Below are 22,037 nucleotides of genomic sequence, written 5' to 3' on the forward strand. Positions count from 1 at the left end.
CACCGGTTCGCATATTTAACCTAAATCCGGTTCGCCGGTTCGGGTCAAAGTTGGTCGACTGGAGGGTGTCGGCAATCTTCGCACTGGTAATCGTGGCATCAGCAACGAACAGGCTGTTAATGAAAACCTGACCATTTTTAATTACGAATACCGGTTCCATTTTCCCATTGGACGGATTCACCACCGTAAACTGGTTCGCCCTGACGCCGAAATGTGTTTCGACCTTACCGTTCTTCACCTCAGCCCCAATCACCGCGCCTGCCTGATAGAACTGGTCTTTGTACTTCACCCCTGCCCCAATGTCATAAATGGCATAGCCATTGCCATCAATATCAAAGACCGCGGTCGCCTTGGTCTGCACCGCCGCCGCATTCTCGCCCACATCGGCCTGAACTTTTTCCATTGACTCCGCAAAGGCTTTCCTGTCGGTCAATTGTGTGGTTTTGACTTCCAGTATCTCCGCCCGCATCTCGCCATTTTCTTTCAGTTGACGCTGGACAATGGAGCCACTCAACGCGGCATTTTCCATAGCAGCTTCCGAGTTATAATCAATCTGGGATTGCAGCCGTTTTCCGGCTTCGGCAGTGAGGAATTTGTCACCTAACTCATCCAGAATCTCTTTAGTGTTATCGTTGGGTTCGCCAACTGCTTCAACGAAATGCGATTTACCGAACTCATTTACACTGCGAACATAGAACCAATATGGCGTTCCGGCTTTGAGCTGTCCTTTTATCCAGAATTTAGCAATACCCAGAAAATCAGCCCGTGCCTCAATCTCGTTAATATTGATGATCTGTTTTTCTGAGAACCAGAATTCAAATTGAGTGTCCAATGTTTTTGGTGCGCTGATATGCGGGGCAGCTTTTAACTCAAAAAATCCCGGCTCAATGTTTACGACAGAGGGTGCGGCGGGTGCGCCAATTACCATCTGAACCTTGGATTCATCGCCTAACATTCCGCTGTCATCACGGGCGCGAACGCCAACCATATAAATACCAGCGCCCAGCCCATTGAAGTAATATTCCAACTCTTTTGTATTGCCGTGCGACACTACTTTATTGTCACGATAAACTATGACATCAAAAGTAATGTTTCGGTTAATAGTTGTTGTCGCCCACATCGCCCGTGCCTGTACCCGTGAACTATCCAGAACATAAGCGATACTCAGGCGTTCAATGTTGGGAATGCGAATCACGTTTCGTGTGGCCGGATTCCCCTGAAAATCAACGCCATTATCAACAATTGCCTCTTTTTGCGGCTCATGTTGAATGCAAGTGAAGTTGTAATTGCCTGTTTTGTCTTCGGCAATGCTCATCACCCTGAATAAGCGAGTAACAAGGGATTTTTTGGAAATTGAAAATATACCCCATTGCCGCAATCCGTGAGGTTCATCTTTGAGAGTGACAACATCCTCTTTGACAGATTCTATATCAACCCTAGCTAACCCACCTTCATTTCCCATATAGGAGAAGTAACCTGATTCGCCTTTTGAAAATTCGGCGGGTGCATCAATGCGAACAGTTTTGCCTGAAAATGAAAGCACGCGACCGCCAATACGCGCAGCCGCAAATGTGTTATCGGCAATTTCAACAATATCACCGGGTATGCAATTGATACCCTCACGGCCTGCGCTGAATGTCACAGAATCAGTTTCGAGCTTTTCGGTTTCGATGATCCACTTACCAACACGGTGAGCCTGTCCACGACTGGTGCAGCCAAAAGCAGCCACTTTTTTAACATTGACCCCCAAACGAGCTACCAGCTCATCATCCTGAATGATTTCCCGCTCGTCTTTCCAGCCGTTATCGGGGTTAGTCCACGTGACCTCAATCATGGTGTGGCGGGCTTTCTTTGCGGCAGAACTGTAGTTAAATTTCCCCTCAACCACGTTGGCATTAGTAAATGTCCATACCGGGTCAGATGGCCTATCCTGAAACGCAGTCAGTTTCAAACCATCCCATACCTGCATACCACGGAATACGGACGCCAAATCATCCAGTACATCCCGCGCTTTGCGTTGAGTGGCTATGTAGGCATTGCAAGTAAAGCGGGGTTCAGTCCCCCCAAATCCATCAGGAACGGGCTTATCACAATATTGCGCGATGGCATACAGGGCGAATTTGTCACAACCAAACGACCCCATTAATTTTCCAATGCCATAGCGGGTATTGGTCACTAAATCGTAGAAAATCCATGCCGGATTATTACTGTAGGCGGGTTTAAATCGTCCTGTCCAGACGCCTTTATACTCACGGGTTTCTGGGTCGTAGTTATCAGGAACCTGAATAATCATCCCTTTGATGTGATAGGTGCGTTTGGGGGTATCGGCAAACTGTGAGCGGTCAATGCGCATCCCTACTACAGCGCTGTTAGGGTAGCTCATCAATGTATCGGTAATTTCGGTGTAGCTGGCCCAGACTGTACCGTTGCGGAGCTGGTCGCTTTTACTGTCCTCTGTTAATCGGGATACCCGAATTTGGAATGGTTTTTTCTTCGGTGCATCGATGGTGTGAGATTCTAGATATTGTCCGCTGATTTTAGCGGGGCCTATATTCACAAACTTAGCATTGTACCAGCCAGAACCGTCATTCACTTCGATAGCCAGTTGCACTGAGGTATTATTCTGATTACCTTTGCTATCAGTCTCAACCAACGCACTGACACCTACGGTAAACCTGATACGATCAACATCCTGATTGGAAACAGCTCTAGTAATAGGTGTTTCTTTTTTCACCTCGACGCTGACAGGTATTTCACTCTCAACGAAGGGATAGTCACTGAGTGGCTCTTGGGATTGAGTACCAGCACGCCACTGAACAGTGACCCCATTGATATTCGGATTGCCGTTTTTGTCAACAACTGGCGTCCCGTTTATCCTGAACCCATGCAGCCCATTTACAGGGCCTTCAATTTGCCCTTCCCCAATCAAATCAACAATTTTCAGAAACTGCTTATTTTTCAGGTTATCATCAAGCAGTCTGGGCGTACTGCCACCTCCGCCACCTTTTCCCATTATTCCGTCTCCAAACCCTGAGAAATCACATTTGAACCCACCACCAGCTCACCGTAGGCAATCGGCACCGGGTACCCCTGTCCGATGCGATTTTCCAGTGAGTTGAAATACTTATTGCCTTCCGTTTTGCTGGAACCCATCTCCGGGCCATTAGGCATTTTGGTGAGCATAGAAGCCAAGCCAGCCCCGATCAGGGCAACACCGGCGATGGCTAAGCCAGTGGACATTGGCCCCCATAACGCAATAGATGCACCACCTGTCCAAAACGCCGCAGCAACAGCAACAACGCCCAGAATAGCCATACCGACTCCCATATTTCCGCCAGCACCGCTAACAATAGGCACAATCGTGACAGTATCACCATCATTGAGCGGGTGATTCATGCCTCCGGGAATGCTCTTTTCTGTCATGTCCCTCCCCGCAATGCGAATGCGGATATGTCCATCTGACAGTGCTTGTTGGAATCCTTTTAACTGGTAACACAAGCACCTGACGGCTTCCGCTGCATCACGAACCTCTAACTCGTAGCGACGACCAAATCTTCTAAGATGGCCTCCAAGCTGTAACTTGACCATTGTTTATGTCTCCATACTGAATGTGTGTATTTGAGCCAATAACCGTCATAAATATCGCGTTTACTGATACGGTCTGGTCTGTGGTGTAAGATTTGCTGATTGCCGATATAGATAGCCCCGTGACAGGGCGTCTGGCTACCCAAGCAAATCAGAATGATGTCGCCGGGCTGAATCTCATCAACCTGTTCAAAACCCTGACTGAGACTGTTATCGAGGTACAGATTTTGCCCTTTGTTCCACCATTCATCCTCACGCTCGGCATCTATTAACTCGATACCGGCAAGATGATAGGCATCGCGGATGAGGGAATAGCAATCCTGCGTGCCATGGATGAACTCACGACCCAATAATCGGGGAACAGGGCGGAATTTATGCACCCGATCACCACAGGCTAACCACCACGGCAAACCCGTTCTGATTTGTTGCTCCCTGTCCCCTGTACTCAATCGAGGTCGCCCATTTGGGTGACTGTGAACAATCGCCTCAATATCGGCAAAACATTCTGCCGTTATCCAGTCATCAGGATTAATTTCAAAGTAGTTCTCAGGATCTGGCGAAATATTACGGCATGGGAAATAGCGCCCACCTGAAATCAGGCCGCACGATTCCTTCGCCGCTTCCGCTTTCGCGTGGGCGATAATGTCTTGTTCCAGCATGGTTTAACCTAGTTTATTGGCACCCAGAAAGCCACCAAAGGGCATGGATAGGGGGCGAGGGAATCGGAGAATGCAGCCACTATATTTCTTCGAGCACCGATCTTTGAGTGCATCAGTCGTTGTCTGGTCTTTTTCATCTGCCACGGGTGGGCCATCATACCCGCAGTCAGCAGAACGGTATTGCCAACAACAAATATCAGCCTGAATTACCCGCGCTGGAATTAACGCGCCATCAGTTTCACTGGGCAGAGCAAGTACATAAGTCACAAAGTCCGCATTGGAATCTTGTTTCTGTTCTATCAGGTACTTGCTGACTGCCTCCCGCGTAGGATCGGCCTGTGGGTTACCGTTCGGGAAATTCACCGCATCCAGATAAATCTCAGGCACTTGATGGCGCGTCACTACTGCACCTAGCGCATCATTGAAATCCTGATTTATCGCTGTAATAAATCCGTTAATGTTGGCAAATACCATTTTAGGGCGAGAACTTGGCCCCTTACCGCTCATCTCAAACCCTGTCACCTCAACCGGATACGGCTCATAGCGCATTCCTTGCCAGATAACAGGTTGTAACTTTCCGTTCATACCATCATGAAAACGGTAGATGTCGCCACCGAAAGCCGTTAAATCTATCTCATACAGATTGAGAATGGCATTCTGAGCCAGTTCGGTAACCTCAATCCGCATCTCTTTAGGGATGTCTCTCATGCCACCACCTCTTCAAAGACGCAATTAATAGACCACATCAACCGTTGCCGATTCACTGTCCATGAACGGCAAACGAAAGTGCGCAATTGGTTATCGTCACTGGTTCGCCATGTGAATGACTCTACCGCCCCTCTTGTGCGTAGAAACTCATCAATAGCGCGCCCCGTGTCTGCTTTCTCGACAAAGCTGAGTTGGTACTTTTTGAGCTGATTGTTAATACCGTCCTTGATACGCTGCTCGTAGCCATCGCCAAATCGGATAACCTTTACCCGCGGCTCATGGCTGACTTCATAGTTATCCTGTGGTCGCCATTTAAATTCTGGTTTTGTCATATTTCACCCAATAAAAAACCCTCCGAAGAGGGTTATTTTATAAATGCATCAATTATTTTGGGTATTGCGGGTAGTAGTTGAGAAAAGATAACGGCTCCAGCAACCCATAAGATTATTTTGTTAGCAGAACTTGTTACATCTGCTTTTGTAGCATAATTAGATTCTATTACAGCAATCTTAGTGTTCATTGCACTGACATCACCTGTAACAGTTTTGAGATCAGACTTCATATCATTCATGGTAGTTTTGATATATGCAATGTCTGATTCAAGTTTTGCGACTCTTGCTTCCATATCTCCACCTCCGCCATTCCCGCCAGTGTGATCATTCTTTTCTACTTTTGGCAAAGAATCTTCTTTACGTATAGGGGTTACATTTTTAAGATGTTTAGTCATTCTTATCTTCTCTACCCTGCTTGCTGCTATTTTCTAGCCAGTTAATAACGGGATAGGCATTAAAATATATTTCATGGCCGCAATCCGGACAGATGCCTCGGTATTTGTAGTTAGCTATGTAATTTTTGCTTTTTATAGATAACTCATTAACTTCTATTGGAATAAGATAAAACTCTTCAGTTGGTCCATCAGCCATTGAAGGAAACCGGATGTCACCGTGACCGCACATTAAGCATGATTCGACACGCATCCTTTTACTTTCTAAAAATCTAGAAAAATTCAAAGGAGTAACCAGTTTAAATTTCTCCCAAAGTTTCTTCTCATTACTTTCGATTCTCTCTAGTTCAGTATCCACCATCCACCCCAATAACAGAAGTTTTATTACACAATTTAAGCATCAATTATTGGGATTGTGCTACTGATTTTATTTACAGGCATTTCAGACAAGTGATTACTGATTCAGCAGTCCACCGGGCCTGCCCTCATCTATCAATACATCATAAATGGTCTTCTTCACCATTCCCGACACCATCCGTGCATCCTGTTCAGTAAAGTTACCCTGCGGATATACATTTAATGTAATATCAATACCGCCAACAGATACGCTATTACCACCCTTACCCATATCCCGATTACTGATCACTTTACCTCTATCGCCCGGCACCAGATATTGATTACCATTGTTGGCCTTGAATATCTCAGGCCTGTTATTCTCGCCAATTCGGTAAGCGCCGTTAGGACTGACTGGGCCACCGTTTTTACGAGCACCGAGCAACGCAATCATCGCAGGTACAGCAGTTGCCATTGCCGTCATACCGACTGTAGCCGCTGTTCCCATTGTTGCTACGCTGGTAGCCGCAGCAGCAGGAGCCATTGCCGTAGTAATCGTCGCACCTGTAGCAACTGCCGATGCCGCCGCCGCTGTATTAGCCGCCTTGCCGATAATCATGTTCTTGATTTGCTGCATACCCATCTGAACCAGTGCTGAGACAGCTTCATTCGTGATAGTAAGCGCCAGATTTCTCATAGCCTCATTCGCGGTCTGAGTGCCAGTTAGCAGCCCTGTGATGGCATTGGCTGAGCGCTGGCCTAGTGCTTCGACAGCATCACCCAGAAATTGATACATCTCATTCTGGCCTTTCCATTGCTCCCATTGGGCGGTAGTCATGTCATCATTGAATTTACGGGTGAGGTCGGATTTGAGTTGCAAGATTCGTTCATGCTCACCAATATCATGGGCGTTATAAGCATCCAACATTGCCATTTTCTGAGCATATTCATTCTGGAGTTGTTGAATTGGGTCTACTTTACCCAGCATTCCTTCATTAAAGCCTACCGATGAATCAACTTTTTTGTTAATGTCATCTTCCGTTTGCTTATTCTTATAGCGCTCCTTTATCTCTTGCTCGCGCTGCTTGAATTCCTCTATTTCAATTAAACCCTGCTTTTTGACACTCCTCAAATGCGCCAGTTCTTCATCCATTGCCTTTTTAGATTTAGCCAAAGAGTCTTGTTCCAGTGCCCACTTTCTGGCTTCGTAATCCTTTTCAAGATCGTATCTCTCTGCTGCATTTCTTCTGGCTTTTTCAATCTGTTCAGGGGATGAACCTTCCGGCATGGCTTTAGCCGCATCGTACATAGCCATTTCACGGCTAGCTTCCTCGTAGCCTGTTTTGAGTCGGTCTATTTCGTCACGCTGGCGTTTAAGAGAATCTTCGATCTGTTTAGAGCGATTTTTTGCCTCTTCGTCGGCCTTTTTAGCAGCAGATTCAGCTTCCTGAGCTGCTTTTTTTCGCCTCTCGGCGGCCTCATCAACTTCATGCTTTTGTATAACCAGATTAACGAATTTTTTGGCTTCCTCAGAGTCAGGCTTTGTGCCAGCATCTTCCGCGTCAAACTCAGCTTGTTGCCTTATTTTGCCTTTTTCATCCGGTATTGAGGCAATTTTTACATCACGCTCAGCCTTTTTAATCATGGCCTGCATTTTCTTATTTACTTCTTCTGTATCACCCCCAACAGATTTAATAGCGATACCAAGGCTGCTCAGTTTGGTTTTTATTAACTCCACTACCTCCCCGTAAGTTTTCCCTGCGCTCTCCCACTCCTTGACATTGTTAGGGATTTCTTTCTTACCTTGCTCATAAATTAACTTATTGGTTTCTTCTATTTTTTTGTTTCCAATATCGGTCATAATTGCCGAATCTGCTTTGGCTTTGTTCAGTTCTCTTGTTGTGCGTACATGATCCGCCTTAGCTTGCGTTAGAGCCTCTTGCGCATTTTTTTCGTCATCAGCAACAGCTTGTTCGGCAAAATCCCTATCCATTCCGTTGCTAGTGTAATAGGCTATTTTGATTGCTCTTTTTTTCGGATCTTTGAATTTATCAAGCTCTTGCTGCAATTCCTTAATTTTTTGCGCTGAATTTTTGGCATCTATTTCCATCTGCTTGATTGATCGATTCATTTTATCAACCTCGGCAGCAACCTCTTCCGCACTCAAGTCCTTGAGCTTTTCTTTAACATCGCCTAAGTTTTTTGCGTATTCCCTCGCACCATCCGATGCTTGCTTGGTTTTTTCATACATGTAGTAAAAAATCCCCGCAGCAATGGTGATAAGACCAAACCATCCTCCCACAAAAGCAAATGCATTCCCTAATAACCGTAATCCCACAGACGCGTTTTTAGCGGCAACACCAACAGCCGCAGTAGCAGCGGTAGCAGCTTTACCAGTGGTGGCAACATTAAGCTGCGTGACCGCAAGCGCCTCTTTGCTCGCTATAAGGGCATTAGTTGCTATCATTTCGGCTTGAGTTCCTTTGGCTGCAATAAATTCAGCCTCAGCAACCTGATATGCGAGTATTGCTTGCTCCCTGTCAGCTATAGCTTTGCGATTAGCTGCAATAGCTGCGTGCTCTGTCGCTAAAGCGTTAGTATGAGCAGCGGCAGTTTCGGCATTTAATGATTGCATAGATGTGATCGTGGTTTTTACTTTATTGGCTAGTGCGCCGTTAAACTTAGCAACTGCCGCCAGCGCCACCATGCCGATAGCGGTAGAAAATGTATCTAAATTTCCACTCAGTGTTACCAGTGATTTATTGAATATATTCGCAGCCGTGTTTATCTTGCTCGACTCCCCAATGAACTTAGTGACATTATTGCCAGCAACAACGAACGCCTGTTCTATCGTAGAGGTGGTATTAGAGAACTCTTTACCAATCTTCTGTGCGCTCGCTTTCATTGCGGCAATAACGATTTTGGAGGTCAATTTACCTTGCGCCGCCATTTCCTTTAACTGACCGATATCTTTACCAAGATAATCCGCAATAGCTTGCATTATTCTTATGCCGTTTTCGCTAACGGAGTTAAATTCTTCGCCACGCAATGCGCCAGCTGCTAAAGCCTGAGATAACTGGATAAGTACGCTCGATGATTCCGCCGCAGTAGCACCTGATACAATAAGTGCCTTGTTTATGGTTTCAGTCATATCGCCAAGGTCTTTAGCGCTCATGTTTAATGATCGAGTGGCCTTTTCAAGACGTCCGTATAATGTGGCTGTTGCTTCCAGACTCGTTCTGGTTCTTTGAGAGATATCGAATACGCGTGTAGTGACGGCATTAAGCTCTTCGTGTGCCTTCTTAGAGTTAACTAATTTGTTATTAACACTAGTCCATGCATCCGCATATTCTGCGATTTGACGCACATAAAGTGCTGCAATTAAACTTGCCGCTATCGCAGTTAATGATGACATAGAAGAGCTTAGTCTTTTTGTTGCTACATTTGCTCTATCCATGCCAAGTTCCATCCTATCAAGACGCTCGTTAACTTGGCGTTGCGCTGTTAAGAGTTGTGCTACATCCATTGATACTTGATAAACAATATTACCTACTCGATGTTCTGCCATTTTATCAGTTCCTTAAAAAAGAAAACCCCGCAGAAGCGAGGTTATTGTTCGTTAGGTTTAGCTATTAGTTATGCAATATTAATTATTCATTACGTTATTTGTAATCGGATTGTGTAATAACTCTTTTTTGATCTGGCTCAGAGCAGCTAACCATAATAACTCCGTCGTTTGTCCATATTTTTATAATAAACAAAATAGATGAATCGACGACTCTTTTTCCCGGATATTCACCGCTCACTTGATTGTATATCCCTAAAGCCGAGTTTTTGCAGTCAGTGAAACCCATAGAGCTAATGTCTTGTGTTACGGGACTAAGTTGGTCTGGATAGTTGCCAGAATTAACCATGTCGTTTAGCTGTTCTTTTGTATATGTCTTTGCTGACTGGGTAGTAGAACTAGACGGTTCATCTAAAGAGGTATTTACCGAGTTCTGAGCCGCGTTAGTGTCTTCACTTACCTGATGGTTTGTGCTTTCAATCGCTATTTTATCATCATACTTATCACCAAATATTGGTGCCATTGAGTTAACCAACAAAAGTGTTGAGATACAGATTACAATAACTATTACAGGCGGGACTCCTTTAGGGAGTCTATCAGAATAAGCTCCAACTGCTATAGAGAACGGCAAAAGTATTAACAAGGACATTGGTTCTCTTATAAGAAAATACAGAGAAACCATGAATACTATTATCGCTATAAAGAATAATGGCTTAGACAAATCAATTCGATTTTCTTCCTCTTTTTTCTTCTTAGCTTTTTCTTCATCTTCTTTGCGTTCTAATTCAAGTAAATAATCACTATGATTATATATGTCGCTGATAAAGTAATCGCCTTTATCATCCTGACGCGCAATTACTCCTCGCTCAATCATTTTGTCGATTATAAGTTGACCTTTTTCATCCTCAAGTTTAAACCCCTTGCATATCATTCCCTTATCAAACCGCCTTGCCGACAGGCAATAGTGAACAACTACACCATAAATATTTTCTAATTCAGGAGGAAGATCCCATACAAAAATATCATGATTTGTTTCTTTTTTGATGCTAACCATCACAACCTCTCATCGTTAAATTTTGCTTATAATACCAACCAATTAGCGCAAAACAACGCAAAATGCCACAACTAAGTGGCATCTGTGTGATGGTTATTTGATTAAAGTGGTTTATACGGGGAAGGGGCGGGCTTATGCTATTTTGGATTGAGTTATCTCTGTGACTTTCTCTAATACCTTTCTACTTGTGGCTATTGCCACCTTCGCATCAACCTCTTTCACGTTATGAGATAAATTATAATCTGATACTATTCTGTTATCTTTCAAATTTTGGAGCATATGCCCAAGGGCTATCAAGTCAGCTTTATTATATGCCTCATTACCTTTCCAAGAGTCTGTTTTAAGATAATCAATCAACCCTTGGTGGTTATCTTTTGGCCCACTTTTCATAACTGGGTATACATTGTGATAGGCAGCGTAATAAGCTCTAGAAGTTGCATTTCTATAACCAACTTCATCTTTTCTAGAAAAGCAATCCTCAGCAAAATTCAATAAATCTTGGCATGTTATAGGCAAGGTGTAATCTCCTTCCTCTTGTTTTTTTCATGTCCTCTAATGCAAGCACTGAACTTTTTATCTAATAATTCGTCATACTCTGCCAGTTTATACGCAAGCTGAAAGTTCATTTCAGCTAAAAGCTCTACATCGTCCGTTAGAACTGACATATTGTAAATATTAACTCTTTCTTCATGGACTTTGTTAGATATAATTTCTATTCGATGAACGTGAACATCATTAGCATCAATAACTTGAATGATACTGTTTGCTAATATAACAACCTGTTCTTCGCTTAGGCCAGATCCATCTCGAAATTCTTGTAATTTCAATTTGGCTCCTTGAAAATCTTTACTCAAAAGTTCACTTTCTTTTTCTTGGCTGAGCTTAATATACTTTTTGTAGAACTCATCTGCACCGGATACATCACCGCTAAAAATATTTGATTGATAAGCCATAAAACAAAAAGATGGTGATTCATATTGACGTGCTAATCTCTGCGCTACTTCTTTTCTTTCAGAAAAAGAACCACGCTGGTTAATATAAGCTAAATAATTCCCAGCATAGCTTATAGCGTAATCTATATTAGGTATTTGCAATACTTTCTCAAAATGCTCTACTGCTTTATCTTTTTTATTAGCTAAGCCGTTAGCTAGCGCCTTCAGATATACTGACTCAAGACCGGAGCTGTATTTTTCTATATCTTTCAGGTAGCGGCGAAATTCAAACTCCGTAACAGAATCCCCGCGCGCCAAAGCATCCGTTAATTCACTCGCCAATGCATCTTTTTTGGGTAGTGGTTGTGCCATTTTATATCCTTCATATTGAATTGGTTGAGTGCCATTGTTATCTCAGTCAGGTAATATTAGTGGCAAGCAGGACGGTAGTTCCGAATAAAATCACAGACAGTTTTTTCAATGCTGGCACTTATTGAAGGGATGCTGCCTTCCAAATCAGGATATTGTTGAGTTGGTTTAATAATATATCTTATCTTATTTCTACATATAGTAAGTTCAGCAAACGGGACAACATAGAAATCATCACTCTTATTATCGTTCGTTATGGTTACTATAAATAGTTGTCGTTTTATATCATTCCGGCAACTCAGACGCCTAACAGAGAATTCCTTCTGTGATTGTTCGTCAAAAAAAGAATCAACAACTTCTGTCGAGTGGCTAATAGTCTGTATAGATCTGGTATGTTCAGTTCTCATATAGCCCCCTAACGTCATGAAATTAAAGTAAATAATGATTGACATTTAGCTCATTGATAAATGTACCTTGAGGTAATCTTAGACTGCTTGAACCTTAAGTTCAATAGCGTTAGCTATATTGCTGTTGTTTCGTTGATGATTAAAATGTATCAAACTGTTTTATTTTTTAGCCGTCCGTGGCTTGGGGTTAGTTCAGCAGATTAGTTTTTCTTTCCAGACCGTTTTTGAGGGCTAATACTGGCCCAGTCACATTACTAAATGCCCCATTAAACGCATGGGCTATATCTGGACTCAGAACAGATAAATGCGGGTTGAGTACATCCCAAGTATCTTTGAGGTGCGCTAGGTTTCTATATAGAGCATTGGCATTTCTGAGTTCGGATGAGAGGTCAATGTGTGTTTCTGGCTTTGGTATCTCTTCCCGACCAAGAAACTCACCCTCTATCGCTTTCGTTGCCAGATACTCCATAGCAGATGGAATCTGAACATGAGTCAACTCATCAATATGGTTAACACCAAACTCCTTATGCACCATCCGATAAACCTCTTGGTAGGTCATGCCATATTTGCCCATGATGGTGTTAACCAGTCCACGAAGAGGAGTACGGTCTTGGGTTGTGGTTTTAGCCGTTACTGGTTCCGATTCCTTTTGGTTAAAGTAAAAATCTTCCAGCTTCTCGAACACATCCCATGCTTTATCAGTATCCAACATCTTAGCGTGACGGGCGGCGCCTCGTTCTGTCCACAAAGTGAGGCTTCTGGCTCGCTTTCCAACCACCTCAAGGTTATTGGACTCACCATCAACAGAGTAGCTTAAAGATACTCTGTTCTTAAATTCCTTTAAAATTGAACCAGTTAATTTAAAAAAATGCTTACCTTCAACAAATCTACCCGCATTCCTTGTATGGTTTTGACGGACGCGAATAACATCGGTTTCATAAAGGTCAGCCAGTAGCTCAGTAGTAATAACTGGAATGCCGCTATGATGGATAGATGGGAGATCTTGGATAGATATTTGATTAGTCATTGCTGACTCCTTACTTTTTTCTGAAAAGTGAACAACCATAAAATGGTGCCGGGAGGTTCAGAACGGCAGTAAGCGCCGCGGACTCATTCCCCTTTCGGGTGTTGTATTCGTCGCCCTCCCGACTTTGAGTCAGGGGAGTGATAGCCGTAAAGCTACCATCAAAAATTAGGCATAAAAAATCCAACACTGACGGGGTTGGTTTTGACCGCTTACTTGAGGTTCTGACGCCTCTAAGACAAGTGTATAAAGCAATGTTTATAATGTCAATAACAGTTGAGCCTATCATCGGTACATACGGCTCGCCGTTATAATTAACGACATAGAGATCTGAGCCATAAAATGGAACGTTAATAGTTTTACTAACGCTTTTAGTTGCTATAATAGACATGTCTATTTTCCTTGAGATGGTATTAGACGATTTAGAGGCCCCTGACTATTAGCCGTAGTTAGGGGCTTCGCCGTTTCAGAACGGAGCTATTTATTGCGTAATTGTAACGTTTTGTAAAGGTAATCAGCCGTGAATTGCGATATGCTTCGAATATTCAACCAATTACACACCAAATACGAGTAAATTTGTATTGTTAACCCTAACAATCACTGTTAAATTGGTTAATTCTTTTGAATAGATCAGTATTTGATCGCCATCCTTGGCCCTCAGTCCTTAAGCTGCTTTATCCACGCTCAACATCTTAGCTAGTTTGGAGATGCCTTTTGCAGTCACGAGAACCTGCTCGCAAACTCTCTCAGTTCCATCGTCTTTAGCGACAACGGTTATTTTGTGCTCCAATAACCCTTGCTGTAATTTGTCTTGATAGCCAACCCAAGATTTTTTACCCAAACGGCGATAAATCCACTTAGTTGAAGAAAGAGTATCGAAAAGAGTTTTAGGCTTGATTTGTAGATGTTTCGCTGCGTCTGTAACACACATACTGCCAGTTGATTTTTTGGCGATGCGCTCGAAGGCATCTACATCTGGCTTCATTTCTTCGACCTTGTGCTCAAGGTCTTTATTTTCCAGTAACAAATGTTCCTTTTCTTCTTCGGCTTGAATTACCATGAGAGCAAGTTCTTTGGCGTTTGGTAACCTCGAAGGGGAATTGCGCCTTTCTTGTTCTAATTCGTACAGGCGATCAATCACCGCTGCACGTCTTTTAACATCGTATCCAGTAACTAAGATTTCAGTATGACGACGGTCTAGTAAATACTCCCAAGCATTGGGATTGTTATTGTCGTACTGAATGCAGATAACGCGTTGATTGGTAAGGTAAACCAAATCTGGCTTACGGATATAATCAGATTCAGCGCCACCATATAAAGCAGATAACATAGTGCGAATATCGCGGCATACATGCGTATGACTTTTACCAGTCAGTTTTGCGATCTCGCGACTTGACATCTTGGTGACAACTGCGCCAGAAGCTGCTACATTCTTATTAGTCATTAAAAACTCTCCATCGAGTTAGTTTGATGAAAACCAGTAACTGCAAACTACTGGTTTTCTGTTTTCAGGGTACTTGGCGGTACTCTGGTAAATTAATTTGTCATTCGTTACAATGGCTAAGTTGTTTATCTCACGGTAAATAGCACTCAGAAGCCCTAACTGCCCCCAAAACAGTTGGGGCTTCTTTGTTATTAAGCTGCATTCTTCCTTTGCCCTATCACTCTATTCATCCTGTCCTTCAAAATTTTCACAATCTCAGCATTTAGAGAGCGACCGCTCCTGTCTGATTCTTCTTCGTACCATTCCCTAACCTCAGACGGCATTCTTAAGGGGTACGGGGGTATTCTTTGCTTGTGACTCACAATGACTCCTTTTTATCCTTTAAATCAACTTGTAATGATCAAATTGTGGATCATAAGGACTCACTTGTCAAACGGATATTTGATACCTACACTGCCAAGTAGTGAGTCTAAAGGAGTCAAAATAATGTCACGTATAGCGCCATACCCTTTACGAATGCCGCCTGAATTAAGGGAAGCGTTAGAAGAAAAGGCAGAAAAATCGATGAGAAGCCTCCAGCAAGAGGTCATTTATCATATCGATATGTCATTGCAACTTGAGAAACTTCTTGCGGCTGCGCCGCCGTCATCTGACAATACCTATACACGAGTAGCCAAGGCATTAAGATTAGAAAGAGAAGTCGAAAAAAAAGATAAAGAAATTGAAAAATTAAAAATGCAGGTTAGTCTTTTAGCTGAATCAACCAAAATTTCTGATATGGCAAAGCTTGATGTCATTCGGAAAAATATTGAAATGATGAAGTCAGCTATAAGCAAAATAGAAACTGCAATTCCACCTGAAACAATAACAGTCTTGGACAAAAAAGCCCCGTAAGGGGCTGTTTACATAAATAACGCTTTCAGAACATTGACGGGATCTTTCTCTATCGCTTTCAACAGGGGTATCTATTTCTTCATGCTCACCAACCTTCGCTTACCGCTCATCAGGTCATTGGTGCGCTGATCATCGGCATCAATAACAGCGTCGTATTCCTCGCGGGTAAATCCCTTCTCATCAGGAAACTTGGCTTTCAGCATCATCTGAAATTCGGTCATCGTTAACTGCTCGGCTTCTTCGCGTGACACATTGAAATGAGTGCGGGCGGCGTTGATATATTCAATGGCTTTAAACTGGTCAGAAAATGCTTCCGTTCCTTCATGCCGCTGGAGTTTTCGGATTTTGACCCGACCAATAACACCGTGCGTTATCAGTTCGCGAGCAATGACAATGATGTCATTAATTGGCAAACTACCCAAACGGTACACGACTCCTCTTCGCCCTGGTCTCCATTCACCGATCAGTTCGTCCACGTCATCATTACAGCACGCCTGTATAACCAGCATGGCAGTTGACAGGGTATTGCGACCAAATGCAGGTTTTCGCATCAGTTTAATCAGCCAGTCGGGAAGCGTGCCATAAGCCAACAATGCGCGGTTAATTAATTCCTGAGTCTCTGCCCCATTAAGAAAAGTGTACGTCTCCACAATCTGCCGAGGTGTGCCGATACGTGTCATTGCTGCAAATGATGGTCGTAGAAAAAAATCTCGTTTATCAGTAGAGATAACCATCTCACCAATATCAATAATAGGCGTCATAATTCCTCCTGAACATTATCAAGGGCACTTGCTAGCGCCCTTTGTAATATTAAGCAGTGACCGTGACTGCACATTTGGCTGTCTTTTTGCCATCTTCCGTAGTGACAGTAATGTTTGCTGAGCCTTCTGCGATACCATTCACCGTAACTATGCCACCCACCTTACTCACTGTGGTAATGCTGGGCTTGTCTGATACTGCGGTATAGGTTTTGTCAGTAGCATCAGCAGGATTGAAATTAACTACAAATGAACCAGTTTTCCCTACTGCTACCGTCAATGACTGAGGGTTAACAGAAACTGATTGCACCGCAACCTCTTCAATTAACCATTCAACCGTATCAGCGTCACTTACTTTCAGTTCGCCAGAGTATGTAGCAAACTCGCTAGAGCCAAACTGAGATGACCATGACGTAAATACCATATACGCCTGTAGTACCAGTGTATCTTCGCCGGTGAAATCCATTTGTACCCAATACGCTGGCTGGCGACCTGCCTGAACCTCCTTCGGGATTTCCTTCAATAAACGCAATGGCCCAAAGTCATCGTTCTTGTCCCGCTTGCGGTACTCGCCATCAAAACTAATGGTTAAGTCCATACTGGTTACGACGCTTTCCACCAGCCCTTTTGAATCATCAGCCTCAGATGTCAGTGTGTTGGGTGACAGGTCAAATGATTTGGTGGTCAATGCGCCTATCCGAAAAAACGCTGATTGGTCTGGCGCTGTATCAGAACAACCCTGTGCAATGCGAATAATAGCGTTACGACCAATCAATTTATTGGTTTCTACCGGGCAATTTGCCATGTGAATAACCTCTACTAATAAAAATAAAAAAGGCCGCAAGATGCGACCTGTTATGATGTGCAGCGGAATAGTAACCGGATAACGTATCGGTTCTCTTGCGTGGGGATGGGTGTTGTTAACCCGCCAAGATTAAATACGGAGGTCAGACAGTCATCGTCTGGATGTTCGGTAACATAGTCGAGTATTTCCTGCGCTCGCTGAATGACTGGCTGAGGGTTATTTTGTCCGCTGACCAGAATCACTTGTACATTGTCATCAGCCCCTAAATCATCCAACCGCCCAGTTCCGCCAGCAGGCTGAAAAACCATATACTGCATCTTCCCGCCATCGCCTTTTTGCTCAATCCAGTTGAGCATTTGGATCTTAAACCCGTCAATCAGTCCCGCTCTTTCCAGATAATGGCGGAATTGTTCAAAGGTCATCATAGTTTCAGCTCCTGCATAACAGCTTTATCTATCTGGCTTCGCATTTCATCAAAACCCTGTTTCAGGAATTCTTTCTTCGCGGTCGCCCGGCGAAAATCCTGCTTCACGTTGGGATCATGGACATAAACGGCATAGTTTGCCGAATATCCCACGCGCCCTGTAAGCAGTACGCCATCAAAGCGCACGTCGCGGAACTGAGAGTTAATGAGGGTGGCAGTATCAATGGGGGTATAAAGCGCGGCCTGAGTGCTGCCAATGTACAGGGCTTTATACACGGCACGGGCGACTTTCCGCCCGCGTATATCGCCGATTAAAGCGTTAAGCCTTGATTTAGCTTCACGAATACCCTTGACCTTAGCGCCCATATCACACTCCTGTTACTAATGCGTAATCATCAGTCAAGCGCTCAAAGCTATCGGCATAGCGGGTAGTGAATTTGATTTCATCAGCACCAGCTGCAATAGGGTTCGGATCTGACGATTCGCCAATCAGGATATAGTCCCCGATAGACGCGTCCGCGAACTCTGTCCAGAAAGTGTTTTTGGCAATCAGCTCAGTACCCACACCGGATAATTTGCTGGACAACCCACCTTGGTATTCGCACATAATGATTTGTGGCGTTTCATAACCCAACGGTCGGCCATACTCATCCGTTCCTAACTGTTTCCAGAATGTACAAGGGGCGGTAAAGCCCCAGCTAGCAATACTGGACTATTCACCCCACCACATCAAAGAAGCCGACAGATTTACTCTCCAGCGGTAAACCAGACAAACAACCGGACGTATCCCACACCCTGATCTGCTTAAGCAGGTAATCAGTTCCAGAAGAATCATAAGTAAACGAGCGGGAAGCGCCGGAAGGTGCTGCTTGAGAGGCAATCTTTCTTGCGCCTGACAGAGAGGCTAGTCGAACAGCGGCGTAGATTAATAACAACTTTTGCGTTGATTCATCATAGCCATGAGCCACCATGCACTCAGATTTCTCATTCACCTGATTCAATAACAACTCAAGCACTGAATCAGGTAATGTAAACCCAAGTTCAGCTATCATTGGCTTTACATCATCAAGCGTTATCACCATGCTATTTCGCCTTTTTGACCGCTTCTGCAAGAGCTTTCTCGGCATCATCAGCTCGTTTTTTTTCAGCCGCCAACGCTTCTGTGAGTTCAGCTTCTTTTGCCTTGGCAGCATCAGTCATGGCTAGCATCTTAGCGTTAGCGTCATCCAGTTCAGCTTGTAGTTCTGAATTCTGAGGAAAAGTCATGGTTGCGGGTGTCGCCACTTCAAATACTAATTTCTCTCCCTTTTTATCTTTAGAAGCTTCTGCTTTGCCAGCATCAATCCACTTAATAGCAATATTGTCATCAATCTCATAGGTATGACCAGCCTCCAACTTCTGAAGGCTGGCACCGGCAAAAAGATTTGTTACCAAAATTTTCACGAGTGCCATATATCCCCCTTACTTGCCTTTGGCGTGGATGACTGAGAAGTGCTCGTTAATATCCTGCTTAACCATCAGACCAGCAGCCCCCCATGTACGCCATACATAGTCGGAGTTGTAGAACTGGCGTGGATCGGCAACCGTACCGAATGCCTGACCAACAATAGGAGCGATAACTCCAGCACCCAGAGGAACAATCATCATTTCATTGCCTTTCAGCTCAAAGTCTTCTTTGATGCCAGCAATACCAGTGATTTTCTTGATTTCTTCAAGAACAGTGCGCGTCTGGTTAACGTCGTAGTACAGTTTTTCCCAGTTGGACAGGATGTCACCTGACACATACCAAGTTTGAGCGCCATATTGGTAGTTTTGTAATTTCAGCACGTCACGCACTTTCATTACTTCACTACGCATTGCTTGACCATCTGTGCTTGTAGTGTGATCGACGTTCAGCGTTACTTGTGCGACACGCTCATCAGCGCGGAAACCTTTCCAAGTCTTGTCATCAAACTTAATGAAGTTGCCTTCACTGTCACGGAAGCCATTCCAGATAAAATCGAGATATTTACGACGAATAACTTTCACTGAATCGGACTGAGCATCAGACAATGAGGCTAGTGCGGAACCTTTGTTAAATACAGGATCGCGCCAATTGAACTTAAAGCCAGTGTCATGAATAGGAACCATCGTGCCGTCGAAGCTGTACGAACGCGCATCCAGTGCAGCACCAATCTGACCAGACATTGACGTATGCGCCCAACCAGTACCGCCTGTACGCGCATACTCATACACAGACTCTTCCAGACGAACAGAGCGCGACAGCGGCATCAGGTCATTCAGAAGCGTAAACTCTGTGTTCGGCTCAAACTCTGCCAGTACGGTCTGATCATACGTTCGGTACAAACGACGAATATCATCAATGGCGTTGACTGCATCGAGTTGCGGTGCATTTTCATTACGGAAGCGAGCACGGGAAATGAAATCCGCGACCGCCTGCGCAGATGAGTTACGTGCTAATGTCAGCTCACCAAACTGGGCTTGGTTAGCCTCAAGGTTTCCAGTTTCGGTTGCCCTTTGGGTTGAAAAATAAAACATTCATGCCTCCTTACTTAAAAACAATGCGAACTAGATCACCTGCTTTCGCTGTGATACTGTCCTCTTCGACATAGGCAAATGCAGCAACACCATCACCAGCCGCCGCAATCTGACCGTTAGCAGCCGTCACAGGCTGACCCTTTTTATACGTTCCCTCAGTAGCACGAACGTTCAGGAATATCCCCGCCATCGGGTGAATACCGACAACCACGCCACCCGCCGTGATAGGGTCATCTACAGTCTGACAACGCAGATAATCGATATTGGCGACATAAAGGATCGCCGCTTCCTTGCCATCTACTGAGGCTTTGAATTTGCCTTTCTCAAAGTACCCAACAGTGCCCGGCAGAGTATCCACCGCCGCCGCACCTTCTCGGTTTAGCATGGGATTGATAAATACTCCGCCCGCATGAATTACACGTTTAGCCATGTTATTTACTCCGGCATAGAGGTGAATGATTCAGAATTGTTATTAGTAAATGCAGAATTCAGCCCCGCTGAGGACTGGCATTGTGCATAAAACCCATCGAGCGCTGCGCCATCCAGCGCGTTAACGGCGGTGTCATCCAGACCAAATTTCGCTTTGACAGCGGCGCGTTTGTCAGCCTTTTCTTTGTCTGCATTGGCGGTCAGGACGCTTTTCAGATCCTTAAGCTCGTTACTCATCAGCTGTGCCCAATCAGGCATGTCGTTTGAGTTTGTCGCCTTTTCCTTTTTCTCCTTTTCTTCTTGTTCTTTTTTGTCCTTATCCTGCTTCTCTTTCTCTTTAAGCGCGTTATACGCTGTCAACAGCTCTTCATCTGATTTGCCATCGGTAGCTTGATTTGCCGCTTTCAGGGCATTGATGATCATGTCTTTCATCGGGTTGTGTTCCTTGTTGGTTTTGACTTCTTCGTATTCGGTCGGCTTGCGCACAACCTCAATAGGCTCCCCGACGAGTTCGGCGGTGCCGTCATCGTTCATGAGATATTTTTGCTGGTAGGTTTTACCGGATCGGTAATAGATGAATTTGTCAGGCCAAACGCTCTCGGCGTATGGATAGTCATCATCTGGATATGTGGCTTTTAACTTTGCTCTGAGTGCTGAGTAAATGTCATCGAATGAGAAGTTAGAGGCATTAGTGAAGAAGAATTTAGCCTTATCTATCACCCCTTGCGTTGTGCAATTGGCAGCATCAGACAGATTAACCTGTTCAACTTCCAGCTTTTCACCATCAGCGTTAACAAAAATACCTACACCATCATCAGGTGTTGCCGCTCCCGGCTCATTGGGAGGCAAAATAGCCACATGGTCAAACTGCATATTTCGTGCAATCCATGTGTATTTTTTCCCTTTTGATTTCCCGTTGTTCTGCTCGCGTTGTAACAAAAGCCCCGTAGAAACATGGATCGGCCCGGCATCCTTATTCGTCATCAGGTCATCAAGACGCTGTAACAAAGTCTTGCCTTTCTCTGTGGCCTCGGCATATCGACGGTTGATTTTCATGTCCATGACAACCTTGTCGCCGTCTTTACGCACATTCTCAGCCCATGCGCCAACATGAAACTGATTCACTGCTCGCGGAACATCGGCAGAGACATACTGGCCGTCAATGCTGGGATGACCCAAAGGCATTTGTTTACCTTCTATTGATTGATAACTTTTGTTAATCTCACTGGCGGGATATAACCCTCCGTTCATCACAACATCATCGACAACGGGCACAACGCCACGAATGACGATATGCTCATCACCATCGATAGTTTCAGTTGAGATATTGGAGGAGTTTAAGGCCAGTGACTTAACATGAACGCTAGATAGCCCCATGCTTTGAC

The 22,037-nt window shown here is 44.3% G+C and carries 25 protein-coding genes and 1 pseudogene; 1 reads left to right on the forward strand and 25 read right to left on the reverse strand.

Annotation, left to right across the window (positions count from 1 at the left end; genetic code table 11):
* The 15 genes and pseudogenes from AAC854_RS12950 to AAC854_RS24310 all read right to left on the reverse strand — a co-directional run.
* On the reverse strand, positions 1–3,013 hold a 3,013-nt coding region (locus AAC854_RS12950; protein WP_340617457.1), incomplete at its 3' end, for a TipJ family phage tail tip protein.
* Positions 3,013–3,588, reverse strand: a complete 576-nt coding sequence (locus AAC854_RS12955; RefSeq protein ID WP_340617458.1) for a tail assembly protein — start codon at positions 3,586–3,588, stop codon at positions 3,013–3,015. The genes AAC854_RS12955 and AAC854_RS12950, both read right to left, overlap by 1 nt.
* The gene (locus AAC854_RS12960; RefSeq protein WP_340617459.1) at positions 3,531–4,244 is read right to left on the reverse strand and encodes a C40 family peptidase; all 714 of its coding nucleotides are present in this window, start codon (positions 4,242–4,244) and stop codon (positions 3,531–3,533) included. Before AAC854_RS12960 ends, AAC854_RS12955 begins: the two co-directional genes overlap by 58 nt.
* A 3-nt stretch (positions 4,245–4,247) precedes the next feature.
* Complete coding sequence (locus AAC854_RS12965; protein WP_340617460.1) at positions 4,248–4,952, reverse strand: phage minor tail protein L; 705 nt, start codon at positions 4,950–4,952, stop codon at positions 4,248–4,250.
* Complete coding sequence (locus tag AAC854_RS12970) at positions 4,949–5,284, reverse strand: phage tail protein (protein ID WP_340617461.1); 336 nt, start codon at positions 5,282–5,284, stop codon at positions 4,949–4,951. The genes AAC854_RS12965 and AAC854_RS12970 overlap by 4 nt, the downstream gene beginning before the upstream one ends.
* Before the next feature lie 32 nt (positions 5,285–5,316).
* Complete coding sequence (locus AAC854_RS12975) at positions 5,317–5,679, reverse strand: hypothetical protein (RefSeq protein ID WP_340617462.1); 363 nt, start codon at positions 5,677–5,679, stop codon at positions 5,317–5,319.
* The gene (locus AAC854_RS12980; RefSeq protein WP_340617463.1) at positions 5,672–6,037 is read right to left on the reverse strand and encodes a hypothetical protein; all 366 of its coding nucleotides are present in this window, start codon (positions 6,035–6,037) and stop codon (positions 5,672–5,674) included. Before AAC854_RS12980 ends, AAC854_RS12975 begins: the two co-directional genes overlap by 8 nt.
* A 93-nt stretch (positions 6,038–6,130) precedes the next feature.
* Positions 6,131–9,577 (reverse strand): tape measure protein, encoded by a 3,447-nt coding sequence (locus tag AAC854_RS12985; protein ID WP_340617464.1) that lies wholly within the window; start codon positions 9,575–9,577, stop codon positions 6,131–6,133.
* A gap of 94 nt (positions 9,578–9,671) precedes the next feature.
* Positions 9,672–10,628: a hypothetical protein gene (locus tag AAC854_RS12990; RefSeq protein ID WP_340617465.1), complete on the reverse strand. Its 957-nt coding sequence runs from the start codon at positions 10,626–10,628 to the stop codon at positions 9,672–9,674.
* A gap of 132 nt (positions 10,629–10,760) precedes the next feature.
* Positions 10,761–11,144, reverse strand: a complete 384-nt coding sequence (locus AAC854_RS12995; RefSeq protein ID WP_340617466.1) for a hypothetical protein — start codon at positions 11,142–11,144, stop codon at positions 10,761–10,763.
* Entirely contained in the window at positions 11,135–11,932 is a 798-nt protein-coding gene (locus AAC854_RS13000; RefSeq protein WP_340617467.1) for a hypothetical protein, read from the reverse strand. Before AAC854_RS13000 ends, AAC854_RS12995 begins: the two co-directional genes overlap by 10 nt.
* 591 nt (positions 11,933–12,523) lie before the next feature.
* Positions 12,524–13,363 (reverse strand): ORF6N domain-containing protein, encoded by an 840-nt coding sequence (locus tag AAC854_RS13005; RefSeq protein ID WP_340617468.1) that lies wholly within the window; start codon positions 13,361–13,363, stop codon positions 12,524–12,526.
* 283 nt (positions 13,364–13,646) lie between these two features.
* Positions 13,647–13,751: pseudogene (locus tag AAC854_RS24735) on the reverse strand (phage antirepressor N-terminal domain-containing protein); the annotation flags it as partial.
* Between the two features lie 273 nt (positions 13,752–14,024).
* Positions 14,025–14,804 (reverse strand): phage antirepressor KilAC domain-containing protein, encoded by a 780-nt coding sequence (locus AAC854_RS13010; RefSeq protein WP_340617469.1) that lies wholly within the window; start codon positions 14,802–14,804, stop codon positions 14,025–14,027.
* A 191-nt stretch (positions 14,805–14,995) separates the two neighbouring features.
* A complete protein-coding gene (locus AAC854_RS24310) occupies positions 14,996–15,166 on the reverse strand; it encodes an Arc family DNA-binding protein (protein WP_422824082.1) in 171 nt (56 codons plus the stop codon).
* Between the two features lie 124 nt (positions 15,167–15,290).
* Between AAC854_RS24310 and AAC854_RS13015 the strand changes: the two genes are divergently transcribed.
* Positions 15,291–15,698: an Arc family DNA-binding protein gene (locus AAC854_RS13015; RefSeq protein WP_340617470.1), complete on the forward strand. Its 408-nt coding sequence runs from the start codon at positions 15,291–15,293 to the stop codon at positions 15,696–15,698.
* Positions 15,699–15,769: 71 nt separating this feature from the next.
* Here the strand turns inward: AAC854_RS13015 and AAC854_RS13020 are convergent, their stop codons facing one another.
* The 10 genes from AAC854_RS13020 to AAC854_RS13065 are packed head-to-tail and all read right to left on the reverse strand — an operon-like array spanning position 15,770 to position 22,029.
* Entirely contained in the window at positions 15,770–16,459 is a 690-nt protein-coding gene (locus tag AAC854_RS13020) for a DUF6246 family protein (RefSeq protein ID WP_340617471.1), read from the reverse strand.
* Between the two features lie 49 nt (positions 16,460–16,508).
* Positions 16,509–17,261, reverse strand: a complete 753-nt coding sequence (locus tag AAC854_RS13025; protein ID WP_340617472.1) for an Ig-like domain-containing protein — start codon at positions 17,259–17,261, stop codon at positions 16,509–16,511.
* 50 nt (positions 17,262–17,311) lie between these two features.
* The gene (locus AAC854_RS13030) at positions 17,312–17,686 is read right to left on the reverse strand and encodes a phage tail termination protein (RefSeq protein ID WP_340617473.1); all 375 of its coding nucleotides are present in this window, start codon (positions 17,684–17,686) and stop codon (positions 17,312–17,314) included.
* The gene (locus AAC854_RS13035) at positions 17,683–18,051 is read right to left on the reverse strand and encodes an HK97 gp10 family phage protein (RefSeq protein ID WP_340617474.1); all 369 of its coding nucleotides are present in this window, start codon (positions 18,049–18,051) and stop codon (positions 17,683–17,685) included. The genes AAC854_RS13030 and AAC854_RS13035 overlap by 4 nt, the downstream gene beginning before the upstream one ends.
* A gap of 1 nt (position 18,052) precedes the next feature.
* Complete coding sequence (locus AAC854_RS13040; protein WP_340617488.1) at positions 18,053–18,391, reverse strand: hypothetical protein; 339 nt, start codon at positions 18,389–18,391, stop codon at positions 18,053–18,055.
* A gap of 10 nt (positions 18,392–18,401) precedes the next feature.
* Positions 18,402–18,767, reverse strand: coding sequence for a DUF7370 family protein (locus AAC854_RS13045; RefSeq protein ID WP_340617475.1), 366 nt, complete (start codon positions 18,765–18,767; stop codon positions 18,402–18,404).
* 1 nt (position 18,768) lies between these two features.
* Positions 18,769–19,137 carry a hypothetical protein gene (locus AAC854_RS13050; protein WP_340617476.1) on the reverse strand — a complete coding sequence of 123 codons (369 nt, stop codon included), beginning with the start codon at positions 19,135–19,137 and terminating at the stop codon, positions 18,769–18,771.
* A 9-nt stretch (positions 19,138–19,146) separates the two neighbouring features.
* A complete protein-coding gene (locus AAC854_RS13055; protein ID WP_340617477.1) occupies positions 19,147–20,223 on the reverse strand; it encodes a major capsid protein in 1,077 nt (358 codons plus the stop codon).
* 10 nt (positions 20,224–20,233) lie between these two features.
* Positions 20,234–20,653: a hypothetical protein gene (locus tag AAC854_RS13060; protein WP_340617478.1), complete on the reverse strand. Its 420-nt coding sequence runs from the start codon at positions 20,651–20,653 to the stop codon at positions 20,234–20,236.
* Between the two features lie 5 nt (positions 20,654–20,658).
* On the reverse strand, positions 20,659–22,029 hold the full coding sequence (locus AAC854_RS13065) for a DUF2213 domain-containing protein (protein WP_340617479.1): 1,371 nt from the start codon (positions 22,027–22,029) through the stop codon (positions 20,659–20,661).
* Between the last annotated feature and the right edge of the window lie 8 nt (positions 22,030–22,037).

This window comes from Xenorhabdus entomophaga (genome assembly GCF_037996725.1).
Lineage (GTDB): Bacteria > Pseudomonadota > Gammaproteobacteria > Enterobacterales > Enterobacteriaceae > Xenorhabdus > Xenorhabdus khoisanae.

Excerpts from the sequence above, each read along its gene's own strand:
- AAC854_RS13030 (WP_340617473.1), bottom strand. The coding sequence starts at position 17,686 with ATGATGACCTTTGAACAATTCCGCCATTATCTGGAAAGAGCGGGACTG.
- AAC854_RS12990 (WP_340617465.1), bottom strand. The coding sequence starts at position 10,628 with ATGGTTAGCATCAAAAAAGAAACAAATCATGATATTTTTGTATGGGAT.
- AAC854_RS13035 (WP_340617474.1), bottom strand. The coding sequence starts at position 18,051 with ATGGGCGCTAAGGTCAAGGGTATTCGTGAAGCTAAATCAAGGCTTAAC.
- AAC854_RS12975 (WP_340617462.1), bottom strand. The coding sequence starts at position 5,679 with ATGACTAAACATCTTAAAAATGTAACCCCTATACGTAAAGAAGATTCT.
- AAC854_RS12955 (WP_340617458.1), bottom strand. The coding sequence starts at position 3,588 with ATGGTCAAGTTACAGCTTGGAGGCCATCTTAGAAGATTTGGTCGTCGC.
- AAC854_RS12965 (WP_340617460.1), bottom strand. The coding sequence starts at position 4,952 with ATGAGAGACATCCCTAAAGAGATGCGGATTGAGGTTACCGAACTGGCT.
- AAC854_RS13000 (WP_340617467.1), bottom strand. The coding sequence starts at position 11,932 with ATGGCACAACCACTACCCAAAAAAGATGCATTGGCGAGTGAATTAACG.
- AAC854_RS13025 (WP_340617472.1), bottom strand. The coding sequence starts at position 17,261 with ATGGCAAATTGCCCGGTAGAAACCAATAAATTGATTGGTCGTAACGCT.
- AAC854_RS13065 (WP_340617479.1), bottom strand. The coding sequence starts at position 22,029 with ATGGGGCTATCTAGCGTTCATGTTAAGTCACTGGCCTTAAACTCCTCC.
- AAC854_RS12985 (WP_340617464.1), bottom strand. The coding sequence starts at position 9,577 with ATGGCAGAACATCGAGTAGGTAATATTGTTTATCAAGTATCAATGGAT.
- AAC854_RS13020 (WP_340617471.1), bottom strand. The coding sequence starts at position 16,459 with ATGACGCCTATTATTGATATTGGTGAGATGGTTATCTCTACTGATAAA.
- AAC854_RS12980 (WP_340617463.1), bottom strand. The coding sequence starts at position 6,037 with ATGGTGGATACTGAACTAGAGAGAATCGAAAGTAATGAGAAGAAACTT.
- AAC854_RS13060 (WP_340617478.1), bottom strand. The coding sequence starts at position 20,653 with ATGGCTAAACGTGTAATTCATGCGGGCGGAGTATTTATCAATCCCATG.
- AAC854_RS13015 (WP_340617470.1), top strand. The coding sequence starts at position 15,291 with ATGTCACGTATAGCGCCATACCCTTTACGAATGCCGCCTGAATTAAGG.
- AAC854_RS12970 (WP_340617461.1), bottom strand. The coding sequence starts at position 5,284 with ATGACAAAACCAGAATTTAAATGGCGACCACAGGATAACTATGAAGTC.
- AAC854_RS13050 (WP_340617476.1), bottom strand. The coding sequence starts at position 19,137 with ATGGCACTCGTGAAAATTTTGGTAACAAATCTTTTTGCCGGTGCCAGC.
- AAC854_RS13055 (WP_340617477.1), bottom strand. The coding sequence starts at position 20,223 with ATGTTTTATTTTTCAACCCAAAGGGCAACCGAAACTGGAAACCTTGAG.
- AAC854_RS13045 (WP_340617475.1), bottom strand. The coding sequence starts at position 18,767 with ATGGTGATAACGCTTGATGATGTAAAGCCAATGATAGCTGAACTTGGG.
- AAC854_RS13005 (WP_340617468.1), bottom strand. The coding sequence starts at position 13,363 with ATGACTAATCAAATATCTATCCAAGATCTCCCATCTATCCATCATAGC.
- AAC854_RS13010 (WP_340617469.1), bottom strand. The coding sequence starts at position 14,804 with ATGACTAATAAGAATGTAGCAGCTTCTGGCGCAGTTGTCACCAAGATG.
- AAC854_RS12960 (WP_340617459.1), bottom strand. The coding sequence starts at position 4,244 with ATGCTGGAACAAGACATTATCGCCCACGCGAAAGCGGAAGCGGCGAAG.